Source organism: Microcoleus sp. B3-A4 (genome assembly GCF_036705385.1).
Classification (GTDB): domain Bacteria; phylum Cyanobacteriota; class Cyanobacteriia; order Cyanobacteriales; family Microcoleaceae; genus Microcoleus.
In genome coordinates this window covers 19,979-32,756 of record NZ_JAUBUI010000023.1, presented here as the reverse complement: position 1 = coordinate 32,756, position 12,778 = coordinate 19,979, and the positions used below count along the sequence as shown (strand labels likewise).

15 protein-coding genes are annotated in these 12,778 nt (G+C 45.8%); 9 read left to right on the top strand and 6 right to left on the bottom strand.

Translation table 11 applies throughout. The features are described 5' to 3' along the window. The 8 genes from QUB33_RS12130 to QUB33_RS12095 form a co-directional block, all read left to right on the top strand. Nucleotides 1–425: hypothetical protein (locus tag QUB33_RS12130; protein ID WP_333350670.1), on the top strand; the 425-nt coding region annotated here is incomplete at its 5' end. Further along, a complete protein-coding gene (locus tag QUB33_RS12125; protein WP_333350668.1) occupies nt 418–645 on the top strand; it encodes a hypothetical protein in 228 nt (75 codons plus the stop codon). The genes QUB33_RS12130 and QUB33_RS12125, both read left to right, overlap by 8 nt. 149 nt (nt 646–794) lie before the next feature. Further along, the gene (locus QUB33_RS12120; RefSeq protein WP_333350666.1) at nt 795–1,481 is read left to right on the top strand and encodes a DUF4340 domain-containing protein; all 687 of its coding nucleotides are present in this window, start codon (nt 795–797) and stop codon (nt 1,479–1,481) included. Nucleotides 1,482–1,736: 255 nt separating this feature from the next. Next, nucleotides 1,737–2,867: an ABC transporter ATP-binding protein gene (locus QUB33_RS12115; RefSeq protein ID WP_333350663.1), complete on the top strand. Its 1,131-nt coding sequence runs from the start codon at nt 1,737–1,739 to the stop codon at nt 2,865–2,867. Then, nucleotides 2,840–3,049, top strand: a complete 210-nt coding sequence (locus QUB33_RS12110; RefSeq protein WP_333350661.1) for a hypothetical protein — start codon at nt 2,840–2,842, stop codon at nt 3,047–3,049. Before QUB33_RS12115 ends, QUB33_RS12110 begins: the two co-directional genes overlap by 28 nt. A 99-nt stretch (nt 3,050–3,148) precedes the next feature. Then, complete coding sequence (locus QUB33_RS12105; protein WP_333350659.1) at nt 3,149–4,279, top strand: spermidine/putrescine ABC transporter substrate-binding protein; 1,131 nt, start codon at nt 3,149–3,151, stop codon at nt 4,277–4,279. 154 nt (nt 4,280–4,433) lie between these two features. Then, nucleotides 4,434–5,345, top strand: coding sequence for an ABC transporter permease (locus QUB33_RS12100; RefSeq protein ID WP_333350657.1), 912 nt, complete (start codon nt 4,434–4,436; stop codon nt 5,343–5,345). A 126-nt stretch (nt 5,346–5,471) separates the two neighbouring features. Further along, the gene (locus tag QUB33_RS12095) at nt 5,472–6,317 is read left to right on the top strand and encodes an ABC transporter permease (protein ID WP_333041409.1); all 846 of its coding nucleotides are present in this window, start codon (nt 5,472–5,474) and stop codon (nt 6,315–6,317) included. Nucleotides 6,318–6,452: 135 nt separating this feature from the next. On the opposite strand, the gene QUB33_RS12090 is transcribed toward QUB33_RS12095, so the two are convergent. Beyond that, complete coding sequence (locus QUB33_RS12090; protein WP_172187906.1) at nt 6,453–7,268, bottom strand: acyl-CoA desaturase; 816 nt, start codon at nt 7,266–7,268, stop codon at nt 6,453–6,455. Nucleotides 7,269–7,640: 372 nt separating this feature from the next. Further along, nucleotides 7,641–8,453: an acyl-CoA desaturase gene (locus QUB33_RS12085; protein WP_333161800.1), complete on the bottom strand. Its 813-nt coding sequence runs from the start codon at nt 8,451–8,453 to the stop codon at nt 7,641–7,643. Nucleotides 8,454–8,533: 80 nt separating this feature from the next. Here QUB33_RS12085 and QUB33_RS12080 point away from each other — a divergent pair, with 80 nt between their 5' ends. Further along, complete coding sequence (locus QUB33_RS12080) at nt 8,534–9,781, top strand: methionine gamma-lyase family protein (protein WP_333350655.1); 1,248 nt, start codon at nt 8,534–8,536, stop codon at nt 9,779–9,781. On the opposite strand, the gene QUB33_RS12075 is transcribed toward QUB33_RS12080, so the two are convergent. From QUB33_RS12075 to QUB33_RS12060, 4 genes are all read right to left on the bottom strand, one after another. Continuing rightward, the gene (locus QUB33_RS12075; RefSeq protein WP_333325633.1) at nt 9,771–10,508 is read right to left on the bottom strand and encodes a DevA family ABC transporter ATP-binding protein; all 738 of its coding nucleotides are present in this window, start codon (nt 10,506–10,508) and stop codon (nt 9,771–9,773) included. The genes QUB33_RS12080 and QUB33_RS12075 overlap by 11 nt on opposite strands. A gap of 61 nt (nt 10,509–10,569) precedes the next feature. Next, the gene (gene devC / locus QUB33_RS12070) at nt 10,570–11,724 is read right to left on the bottom strand and encodes an ABC transporter permease DevC (protein ID WP_333350652.1); all 1,155 of its coding nucleotides are present in this window, start codon (nt 11,722–11,724) and stop codon (nt 10,570–10,572) included. Between the two features lie 41 nt (nt 11,725–11,765). Continuing rightward, entirely contained in the window at nt 11,766–12,098 is a 333-nt protein-coding gene (locus tag QUB33_RS12065; RefSeq protein WP_333350650.1) for a DUF2834 domain-containing protein, read from the bottom strand. 46 nt (nt 12,099–12,144) lie between these two features. Continuing rightward, nucleotides 12,145–12,777, bottom strand: a complete 633-nt coding sequence (locus QUB33_RS12060; protein ID WP_333350648.1) for a Vat family streptogramin A O-acetyltransferase — start codon at nt 12,775–12,777, stop codon at nt 12,145–12,147. Between the last annotated feature and the right edge of the window lies 1 nt (nt 12,778).

The following is a 12,778-nucleotide window of genomic DNA, read 5'->3' as shown; positions in this document are numbered from 1 at the left end:
TCACCTACAACATCACCATCGCCGACAGATTCACCATCGCCGACAACATCACCATCACCTACAACATCACCATCGCCAACAGATTCACCATCGCCGATAACCTCACCATCACCTACAACATCACCATCACCTACAACATCACCCTCGCCGACAACTTCACCGTCGCCGACAACTACACCAACAGCTTCCCCAATCAGCTATTCGGTGATTGTCTCGCAAGAAGCTACGCCTCCAGCATTACCGACGACTTCGCCAACACCCACAGCATCTCCCACAGGATCTCCCACAGCATCTCCAGAAAGTTCGCCAACACCCACAACCTCTCCCACAGCATCTCCCAGTCCAACGGCAACTCCTTCTGCGCCTTCAACTCCTACAAAAACATCGCGAATGGTAGTAATTGGCACATCTCAATTTGTGACTAACGGTTGGTTTGACCAACAACTCAATAGCGACGTGTTTCTCAATTCAGTCAGTTGGTTGAGTAAACCAGACCAGCAAAGCTTTTCTATCAGTCCAAAAAAAGCTACCAACCGTCGCATTAACATGACGACCATCCAAGTAGGATTGCTGGTTTTAGCTTGGCTAATTTGGCCTTTACTCGGACTGGGAATTGGCGGCGCTATCTGGTGGAAGAGAAGATAAGTTAGTTGACTGTTGTCTGTTGACAGTTGACAGTTGACAGTTGACAGTTGACAGTTGTCATTTGTCATTTGTTAATCCTTTGCTGTGGCTAATAACAAATAACCAATAACATTAATCAACAGTCAACAGTCAACAGTCAACAATGCCCAATGCCCAATGCCCAATGCCCAATGCCCAATGCCCAATTCTCAGTTACTATGAAATTGCAGAAAAATACATTAGTATTGATAGCCGTCGCGCTGAGTATGACGGGGTTGGTTGCTTTGTTCGAGATGCAAGTATCTCCGAAAGAAGAAGCCGCTAAGGAAGAAAAACAAAAAATTTTTGCTTTTAACTCCGATCGCGTACAATTCTTTACAGTCAAAACTCCTGAAAAAATATTGACTTTTGAACGAGTTTATGCTACAAAAGGAGGCAAGTCTAGCTGGGAAATGAAATTGCCAGTGCAAGCACACGCGAGTCAAGCATCGGTGGATTTTTTGCTCGACAGGCTGGCAACAGGAAAGAGCGATCGCACGATTAATATTACTGCTGCTCAACTGCCAGAATTTGGTCTCGACCAACCCCAAGCTACAGTCACAGTAAAACTGGACAACCAGGAAACTCACCGCCTAGTTTTAGGAAAAACAGACTTTAGCGGCCGCTTCTTGTACGCTCAAGCCAATCCGCCGGAAGCGCCCCCTCAAAATTCAGCCCAAAATTTGCCCGTGCTGCTAGTGCCTTTTGACTTTAAAAATGCCGTCCAGCGACCTTTGTCAGAGTGGAAAAAAGCAGAAGAACCCAAAACCGACAAACCGCAAAAACCATCTCCCACGCCAAGTCCTGAGAATAAATAGATGGCCGTTCGATATGAGATGTTGCGCCATTCTCAATAAGCCTTTTATGAACAGGCAAGATGCCTGTTCCACAAAGAGTGAATTTTCTTGTGGAACAGGCATCTTGCCTGTGGCTGACAATGGTGCGCTCTGGGATAGAATTTAAAGAACAAATCCCAAAACCTGTTACATCCAACATTCCTCACCTAAAATACAGAAAAGTCTAAACTTAAACTGTATTTAAGTAGCGTGCATTACCCCCAGGAAAGGGCGAATATGTTTCAGACAGCACTCAACCAAGGTACGACAGCAACGGATACAGCGCTTGACGTTGAACTCCGCAAGGTCTTTAAGGTATTTAACGGCGAAACCGCAGTCCGCGGAGTTGACCTCAACATCCGCCAAGGAGAATTTTTTAGCATCCTCGGGCCTAGCGGCTGCGGCAAGACTACGACCCTGCGGTTAATCGCTGGGTTCGAGACTCCCTCGGCGGGCGAATTGATGATTCGTGGCCAGTCGATGACCAACACTCCAGCTTACCGCCGTCCGGTAAATACTGTGTTTCAAAGCTATGCTTTGTTCGGACACATGAATGTCTGGGACAATATCGCTTTTGGATTGCGGATAAAAAAACTGGGGAAAGCGGAAATTGAAGAACGGGTACGGGAAGTTTTGGCATTGGTGAAAATGGAATCTTTCGCCAACAGGTTTCCCGGTCAAATGTCTGGCGGCCAGCAGCAGCGGGTGGCTTTGGCGAGAGCTCTGGTAAATCGACCGGCGGTTCTGCTGCTGGACGAGCCCCTGGGTGCTCTGGATTTGAAGTTGCGGAAGCAGATGCAGTTGGAACTGTCGAATTTGCATCAAGAATTGGGTTTGACTTTTGTGATGGTGACTCACGACCAAGAAGAGGCGATGAGTCTGTCTGACCGGATTGCGGTGATGCACGAGGGCAGGATTGAGCAAATTGGCTCTCCTGAAGAAATTTATGAGTGTCCCCAGACGGCTTTTGTGGCGGATTTTATTGGGGATACGAATTTGTTTTCTGGTACGGTGGAGTCGATCGACCGATCGACTATCACAGTTCGCACATCAGCCAATCTGAAAATAGTCGTTCAACAGTCGGATATGTGGAGTGGTGTCACAGGCGACTCGGTTGTGGTCAGCGTTCGGCCGGAAAAAGTATATTTGAATCTCTACCAGCCGGAAGTGTCGGTCAACTGTTTTGAAGGGCGGCTCAAAAATACTATGTACATGGGCACGCACGTTCATTACGTGGTTGAGTTGGCGTCGGGCGATAAAATTACTATACGCCAGCCAAATACCGGCGGCTCTTTCCCAGATCCGCACACGCCGATTTACGCTTATTGGGGAACTACTGATTGTCTCGCTTTGACCGATCGAGCATAATTACGAAGGAAGTTCGGCAACGAACGCGCCATCGAGATTTAACGGATGTCACGGAGGTCGGGAAGTTCGGCAACGAACAGTGTACGGGATTTAACGGATTTAACGGATGGATGTTGCAGGAAAGTTCGGCAACGAACAGTGTACGGGATTTAACGGATTTAATCGAATTTCCCAATCCCTAATTTCCCAATCTAAAATCTAAAATCTAAAATCTAAAATCGAATTTCCCAATCCCCAATTCCCCAATCTAAAATCTAAAATCTAAAATCTAAAATCTAACTGTGCCTCCGACTAACTTACCAATTTCCAGGATTTTTCCGGCTAATTCTACACGCCGTCAGTTCCTAAAAAATTCGGCGGCGACAATTTCCGGGTTAGCTCTTTCTAGTTGTGGCTGGCGGCTTGCAGACGTACAATCTGCTCCTCCGGTCAAAGGTTCTGCCGACAAACTTTTCATCTATACTTGGGCAGGCTATACCGATGACGCTTTGCTCGATCGCTTTGCCGAAAAAACTGGCATTAGCGTGGTTGCAGACGTATTTGACTCCAATGAGGCGATGCTGGCTAGGGTTCAAGCTGGCGGTGGTCGGGCCTACAGCATCATTTACCCGTCTGACTACATGGTGGTTCAAATGACGGAACTCGGGCTGTTGAGTCCATTAGACCATTCGAGTTTGGGCGGGCTCGATCGGCTCCGAAAACAGTTCCAAAACCCTGTTTATGACCCAGGAAACCGCTACAGCGTGCCTTTGAGTTGGGGAACCACAGGCTTGATTTACAACAGCGAACAACTCAAAGAAGCTCCTGAAGATTGGGAGTATTTGTGGCAGCACAAACAGGAGTTAGCAAAGCGAATGACGCTGGCGAGTGATGTTCGAGAAGTCATGGGCGCTGCGTTGCGGATGCTAGGCTATTCTCTGAATTCTACGAACCAAGAGCAAGTGAAACAAGCTTACGAAAAGTTGGTGGAGCTCAAACCGGCGATCGCATCTTTTACTACTGATGCTTGGCGGCCTCAAATGCTGACGGGGGATTTGAAGGTAGCTATGTGTTATTCTTCTGATGCTAATGAAGTAATTTCAGATAACGATAAATTAAAGTATGTCGTCCCCAAAAGCGGTTCTTCTCTGTGGACTGACACTTTAGTAATTCCTAAAGGTTCTCCCAATCCCGAAGCAGCGTATAAATGGATTAACTTTATGCTGCAACCCGATGTCGCTGCTTCTTTAGTAGAGCGGCTCAGTTTTTCAACTCCTTCGGAAGATGCTTTTAGTTTGTTGCCGCCGGAAGTGCGCGAAAACGACATTCTTTTCCCTTCGGAAGATATTTTGAAAAAGTGCGAAGGTGTGGCTCCGGTAGGGAAATTTATGGAAGTCTACGATCGCTATTGGACTCAATTAACTAGCGGCTAATCATCAAAAGTAGGGCGGGTTTTACAGCCTATCTCTGATTCTCACCCAATATTTACATCAACCCGCCCCCGTACAGCAGATCGCCCACTCTATCCGTATTATATCCGCGTTAATCCGCGTTCATCAGCGGTTAAAAACTCAAAAAAATTGATCTATGGCTGTTTCAACTAGAACTCCCCCTCCTATTCCTCCCAATTCTTCTTTGAAGGCTGAAACTGTTTCCCCGTGGTCGGCGTGGGCTGGGCCACTGACATTGCTCGGCCCTTCGGGCTTGTTGCTGCTTTTATTATTAGTCATACCAACTTTGGTGATTTTTCAGCTTAGTTTGGTGCCGAATATTAAACCGGGAGATTTGGTGAATCCTTCGGGAATCGGCAATTACCTGCGAGTGTTTGAGCCGCTGAATTTGCAGGTGATGGGGCGATCGCTCTTTTTCGCAACGGGGACTACTATTCTCTGTTTGCTGCTGGGATTTCCCGTGGCTTACTGGATAGCCCTCAATGTCTCGAAAAAGTGGCGGAATTTAACTTTGTTAGGCTTTGTGTTGCCGCTGTGGACTTCTTCGCTGTTGCGATCGTATGCTTGGATTACAATTTTGCGTCCTACGGGCGTTCTCAACTCGCTCCTAGGATTTTTGGGCATCCCTCCTCTAGAATTGCTCAATCAAAGTTCCGCAGTTCTAATCGGCATGGCTTACAGTTATTTGCCTTATATCGTGACAATTCTCTACGCATCTTTGGAAAAGTTAGACCGCAGGTTGCTAGAAGCATCTCAGGATTTAGGCGCAAATCCAGTGGAAACTTTCTGGAAAGTGACAGTACCTCAGACGATGCCGGGAATTGCTGCGGGTTCTTTGCTAGTATTTATTAGCAGTTTGGGCGATTTTGTCGATCCGGAGTTGCTCGGTGGAGCTTCTAGTATGACGGCTGCTCGTTTAATTTACAATCAATTTTTGGGGGCGACTCAAAATTGGGGGCTGGGTTCGGCTCTGAGTATGGTATTAATCTTTGCAGTGAGTATCGGAATTGCCCTTTTGCTCAAATATGGCGATCGTAATGCAATTTAAAGAAGTCATTAGTCAGTAGTTATTAGTCATTAGTTATTGGTTACTGGTTATTGGTAGCTACTCACAAATAACAACTGACAACAACCGATTACCCATTACCAATTACCAATTACCGATTACCGAGAAATGGAAAATACCCCCGAAAATCCACAGGAGGAAATACAACCCGATATGTACTTAAAACCTAAATTTAAGATTTCTTGGCAGGTGATATTTGCCGTTGTGATGTTTTTTTATATGTACCTGCCCATCCTGGTACTCACCTTTTATAGCTTTAACAAATCGCGTTTTAGCGCCGGCTGGGAAGGATTTACTTTAGATTGGTACGTTAAATTATTTAGCGATACGCGGATTTTAGTTGCCCTGAGAAACAGTTTAACAGTGGCTGTTTGTGCAGTTGCAATCTCGGCTGTACTCGGCACTTTGATGGCGGTTGGTTTAGCCCGCTACCGCTTTCCTGGCAAGAGTTTATATCAGGGAGTTTCCTACTTGCCGATTATTATTCCAGATATTGCGACCGCAGTTGCTACTCTGGTATTTTTAGCTGCGCTGGCTATTCCTCTGAGTTTGTGGACAATTGTCGCCGCTCACATTGTGTTTTGTCTGGCTTACATCGCCCTAGCTGTTTCTACTAGATTGGCAGATTTAAACCCGTATTTAGAAGAGGCTGCCTTGGATTTGGGTGCCACGCCTGTTGAAGCTTTTATTCAGGTTTTGCTCCCTCAATTAATACCCGGAATTGTGTCGGGTTGTCTGCTATCTTTTGTCCTCAGCATGGACGATTTTTTGATTGCGAGTTTTACCGCAGGTAGCGGGACTACAACTCTGCCGATGGAAATTTTTAGCCGGATTCGGACTGGGGTAAAACCTGATATTAATGCTCTCAGCGTGCTGTTGATAGTAGGTTCAGGAGGATTGGCATTTTTAGCGGAATATTTGCGCGGCCGGGGCGAGCAAAAACGGGCTCATTAGTCATTAGTCATTAGTCATTGATGATTGGTTATTAGTCACCAAAAAACCCGGTTTCTTTAAGAAACCGGGTTTTTGAAGCGGTAAGGTGCGAAGTACGCAGCCTACAGAGGTTCTGCGTCTAGGATCCAATTGCTGCTACTTGGCTGGTAATTTCACTTTAGTAGCCAAACCTAGTGCTTCCAAAACTTGAATTGTCATCCAAGTGAAGTCAATTTCCCACTTTTCCATCCCGTGACGCGCAGAGTATTGATAAGCATGGTGGTTGTTGTGCCAGCCTTCGCCGTAAGTCAAGACAGCCACCCACCAACAGTTAGTAGAACTATCGTTTGTTTCGTAGGTGCGGTAGCCAAATTTGTGAGTGGCGCTGTTAACAAACCAGGTGCAGTGATACACCAAAACTAAGCGTACAAAAATTACCCACACTACAAACGGCCAGCCTGCTGCTAAGTAAAGCAAGACGCCAAAGACGATTTGCATCGGGAGAAAGTAGTTTTGCAAAAATTGGTAAAACGGGTCGCTTGAAATGTCTTTTGTGCAGCGGGCAATTTCAGCGTGAGCTGGACCTTTATATAGCATCCAGCCGATGTGACTCCACCAAAAACCCTTTTGGGCATTGTGAGGGTCGAGCGCATTTTGGTCAGAGTTGGTGTGGTGCAATCGGTGCAGCCCAACCCAATCAATTATTCCTCCTTGACAGGCAAGGGCTCCGCAAAATGCTAGAAAGTATTCTACGAATTTTGGTGTCTGAAAACTGCGGTGGGTGAGCATACGATGCCATCCCAGAGTTATTCCCAAACCGCCGGTTATCCAGTGCATGAATACTGTTAAACCAACTGCTGTCCAATTGAAGTTACTGGGTAGCAGTGCGAACAAAGCGCCGATATGAAGTCCTGCTAAACTAATAACGTGCTTCCAATTGTATTGGAGTTTTTCTTGCGTTGCAATTGTCATTCTCTTTTTGATTTCTGATGAGATGCCGAGCTAGATTCACGCATAATAGTTGGGATTGAGCAGTGAACTTTTTTGCTGCACTCTTGCCCAAACTAATAAAGAATCAATGATAGATTTGGGATTAGGATTGAAAAAGATTTACGGTTGTATTTTGAAAATAAAAAATTTGGCTGCCAAACAAATTTTTTTGTTCCCAATTATATTATAACTGATTCTGGTTTTGGTTGGGTCGATCGCACCAGAGGATGCGAACTTACTTCAACCCAACCTATACCGATCGCAAAAACAGGATTAGCCATTGGTCACGAGCCATTAGTCCAGAACTGATGACCTACAACCAATGACCTACAACCCATGACTAATTGCCGGTCGCTATTTTTCTGCTAATTTCACTTTGGTTGCCAAACCCAGCGATTGCAGCAATTGAATTGTCATCCAGGTGAAGTCAATTTCCCACCATTGGAGACCGTGGCGAGCCGAGTATTGAAAGGCGTGGTGGTTGTTGTGCCAGCCTTCGCCGTAGGTGAGCAGAGCCACCCACCAGCAGTTGGTCGAGCTATCGCCCGACTCGTAGGTGCGGTAGCCGAATTTGTGGGTAGCGCTGTTAACCAGCCAAGTGCAGTGGAACACCACCACGATCCGCATAAAGACGCCCCAAACCACGAAAGACCAGCCGCCTAATAAATAAAGCAACACACCGAAGACAACTTGGATGGGGATAAAATATGCTTGGAGAAACTTGTATACTGGGTCGTCGCCGATGTCTTTAGTAAAGCGGGGGATTTCAACTCTGATCGGCAGATCCGAGAGCATCCAGCCCATGTGGCTCCACCAGAAGCCTTGATTGGAATCGTGGGGATCTGTTTCGGTGTCGGAATGTATGTGGTGTAACCGGTGCATTCCTACCCAGTCGATCGGGCCACCTTCACAGGAAAGGGTACCGCAAATAACTAGAAAATACTCTAGCCATTTCGGTGTTTGAAAACTGCGGTGGGTCACGAGGCGGTGAAATCCGAGAGTAATTCCTAAACCACCTGTTACCCAATGCAGGAATACTGCTAGCCCGACCGCAGACCAGCTAAAATTACCAGGCAGCAAAGCAAATAAAGCACCGATGTGCAGAAAGGCCATAAAGCCTACGACAGGCCAATCAGGAGAAGTTTTTTTGGAAGTTGCAATCGTCATGAATATATTATGTTTACAAACTAGGGGCCGCATCTACGCCATAATGAACAGCGCGCACGCAAAGGGTGAGCGAGGTATAGATGAATAGCGTTTCACGGCTACAGGAAGCAGAACAGGCACTCTTTCAGATTTTTTCTGGTATTGACACTACAGTCAAGCAAAATCTTCAACGAGTCTTAAAAGCTTTTCGCAGCCACCGGGTTGGAGTCCACCATTTTGCAGGGGTTACGGGTTACGGCCACGATGATTTGGGTCGGGAGACTTTGGACGGGGTGTTTGCCGAAGTGGTAGGGGCCCAGGCCGCGGCTGTCCGGGTACAGTTTGTTTCGGGTACTCACGCGATCGCCTGTGCTCTTTTTGGCATCCTGCGTCCTGGTGACGAAATGTTGGCAGTGGCTGGTTCTCCCTACGATACTTTAGAAGAAGTGATCGGCTTGCGGGGGCAAGGTCAAGGTTCACTGCTTGAGTTTGGCATTAGTTACCGTGAGTTGCCTCTAACTCGGGAAGGAAGTTTGGATTGGCAGGCATTGAGTTCTACTATTTCAGCAAAGACTCGCCTGGTTTTTATCCAGCGCTCTTGCGGCTATTCTTGGCGGTCGAGTTTGTCTATTTCTGAGATTGAAAAAATCGTCGCCATAGTCAAACATCAGAATCCTAACACAATTTGCTTTGTTGATAATTGTTACGGGGAGTTTGTCGAGGATTGCGAACCTACTGCTGTGGGTGCGGATCTGATGGCTGGTTCTTTAATCAAAAATCCGGGGGGTACGATCGTCCCTGCTGGAGGCTACGTCGCCGGCAGGGCGGATCTGGTGGAGGCGGCAACTTGTCGCTTGACGGCGCCAGGAATTGGCAGCAGCGGCGGCGCAACTTTTGATTTGAATCGGTTGCTGTTTCAGGGTTTGTTTATGGCTCCCGGTTGTGTGGGGGAGGCGATGAAGGGCAATCATTTGACGGCTTATGTTTTTTATAAGTTGGGTTATCGAGTGAATCCTATGCCTTTGGCTAGAAGACGAGATGTGATTCAGGCGATCGAATTCGGTTCTGCTGATAAGTTAATTGCTTTTTGTCGGGCTGTTCAGCAAAATTCTCCCGTCGGTTCCTATTTAGATCCGGTGCCGGCTCCGATGCACGGGTATGAAAGTCAGTTAGTGATGGCTGGGGGTACTTTTATTGATGGGAGTACGTCGGAGTTTTCGGCTGACGGGCCTCTGCGGGAGCCTTACGTGGCTTTTTGTCAGGGGGCAACTCATTGGACTCATGTATCGATCGCTCTTGAAGCTGCGATCGATGCTGTGGGCCCAGCAAATAAAGTGGCTAAGGACTAATTACCAGACGCGGATTTGTTGCCAAACGGCCGTCTTCCATGTAGATAATTCGATCGGCAATATCGAGAATGCGGTTATCGTGCGTTACTAGCAAAATCGTGCAGCCTTGTTCTTTTGCTAGTTTTTGCATAATTTCTACGACATCTCGCCCGGATTTTTTGTCTAAAGCGGCGGTGGGTTCGTCGGCTAAAACTATTTTAGGGCGGCTAACTAACGCGCGGGCGATCGCAACTCTTTGTTTTTGCCCTCCCGACAAATTTTCGGGGTAATAATTAGCCCGCTCTCCCAAACCCACTGCTTCTAACATAGCTATTGACAAAGCATCCATATTCTGATTTAGCATTTCTGTGTGCAGTTCCAAAGACATTCGCACGTTTTGCTTGGCTGTCAAGAATGTCATCAAGTTATGTGCTTGAAAAATATAGCCAATTTGCTTTCTGAGTTTAGTTAACTGAGTTTTGCTAGCTCCGTGTATTTCTTGCCCAAGAATTTTGAGACTGCCTTCTTGAGCCGAACGCAGCCCGCCTAACATTGTCAATAAAGTTGTTTTGCCGGAACCAGAGGGCCCCGTCATAATGACTATTTCTCCGGGGTTGATGTCGAGATTTATGTCAAATAAGGCTTGTTTTTTGAGAGAGCCTTGACCGAAGTAATGGTTGAGGTTTTGGACTGAAATTACTGGTTCGGTTGCGGTAGTTGGGTTAGCGGGAAAATTTAGGGTTTGCATGGCGATTTTTGGGAGTTTTTATGACCGCAGATGCAGGCAGATTGACGGTGATGAACGCAGATTAGAAGATGTCTGCGGGGTCGGCTGATTGGAGTTTGCGGAGGGCGAGGGCGCCGGAACCGGTACACATCACGATCGTCAAACTTAACACTACAACCGCTCGATTTGTTGTCATAGCAATTGGCAGTAAAGTGGCAGATTGTGCTAGCGAATACAGTCCGTTGGCTAAAAGAATTCCCGGTATAAAACCTAATACAGCTAATAGCAGAGCTTCCTGAATTAAGACTCCGACTAAATAGCGATCGCTATATCCCATTGCTTTTAAAGTCGCATATTCCGCTAAGTGATCGGAAACGTCAGAGTAAAGAATTTGGTAAACAATAATCAGACCAACAACGAATCCGATAATTGTACCGAATCCGAAAATAAAGCCGATCGGAGTAGCATTTGCCCAATAAGCTTGTTCAATTTCTGCAAATTCTGCTAGGGTTAAAACTTTGACATCATCGGGCAATATAGCTTTGAGCATTGACTGGGTTTTTTTGATATCGGCATCTGGTTGTAGGTTGATTAAGCCGACATCAACTTGATCGGGTGTGCGATCGGGAAATAAGTTCATGAATGTAGAATCGCTGGCAATAACATTGCCGTCAGCCACGAAGGAAGTACCGAGAGTAAAGATTCCTCCTACTTGAATATTGCGTTTATTGAGTTCAGTTTCGAGCGTAGATTGTTTGTTAAAAATATTGGCAATCTCGCCGTATTCAGGTCGAGAAGATTGGTCAAACAACACATGATTAAACATTTGAATTTGAGGCAATTTTTGATTGACATCAGGCAAATTAAATGTTATGTTTCCGGGGTCAATTCCAAAAATTAAAATCGATCGAGTAGTGCGGGTTGTAGGATTTCGCCACTGTCCCATACCAATATATAAGGAAGTAACGGATTTTACTCCTTCTACTCCTTGTGCTTGGTAAAGTCGCTCTCGGTTGAAGTCTTTTACCGCAGCAAAAGTTTCAAATTGAGGATTGATTAAAACTAAATCTGTCTGTAAACTTAGGTGCGGCTTAACGGCAGAATCGAATAGTGCATCTTGAAATCCCAGTTGCACAAAAATCAGAATATCTGCAAAGGCAATTCCTGCAATAGCAACAGCGAGGCGGGTTTTTTCTCTAGTTACTTGCAACCATGCAAGGGGTGTTTTGCGAAACATAAATTTTGGGAATTGGGAACTGGGAATGGGGAATTGGGAATTTATTGTTGGTTATTTAAAGCTGTTTCTTCAAGTTTGCGTTGCCGCATTAGGAGAAATAAAGGCAAACCCAGGGAAACACCAACCAGTAAACTGGCAATATAAATCCACAAGTTTTTCATTCTCAGACGCGAACCTTCGCTAAATACAAAAAACAAAAAAACCACGGCAGAGACAATTACATCCATACCAAAAAAGCCGGATATTTGATTTGCAAACAATTGTCCAAAGAAAGCATTAATATTCAACCCTTTTTCTAAGAGAAAGGGGAGAAACTGGGAACACGGTAAAGCAGTGCCCAGAATACAGAGAACTAAGTATGCAATTTGAAGCATTGGGAAACCTCCAGTTTGTTAATTTTAAATCGCTATCTTTGCGAGTTTACTCAGCATTACTGAGCGCTTTAATATCAGATTGCATAATTAAGTTAATGTTACGAGAAATTTTGTCAATTTCCCAATCCCACCACCGAATTTCTAATAGTTGTGCAACTTCAGCATCGCTGAAACGCTGTTTGATTGAACGTGCGGGGTTTCCACCGACAACGGTGTAAGCGGGAACATCTTTTACTACAACTGCTTTGGCGGCAACGATTGCACCGTCGCCGATTTTGACTCCCGGCATAATCACCGATTCATAGCCGATCCAAACGTCATTGCCGATCACAGTATCGCCTTTACTTGGCAGTTCCATTAATAGATTCATGGCTGTTTCCCAACCATTCCCAAAGATGGGAAAAGGATAGGTAGAAATGCCGTCTAATTTGTGATTGGCACCATTCATAATGAATTTGACGTTAGTGCCGATCGCACAAAATTTACCAATAATTAATTTCTCACTGCCGTAATTGTAAAGTACATTTTTTTCAAAGTTTTCTGGCTCGATTGGATCGTCATAATATGAGTAATCGCCGACGATAATATTGGGGGATTTTATAAAGTTTTTGATAAAGCAAACCCTGCGCTGGTCTGCCATCGGATAAGGTCGGTTCGGATCGGGGCCAAATTCTACCATA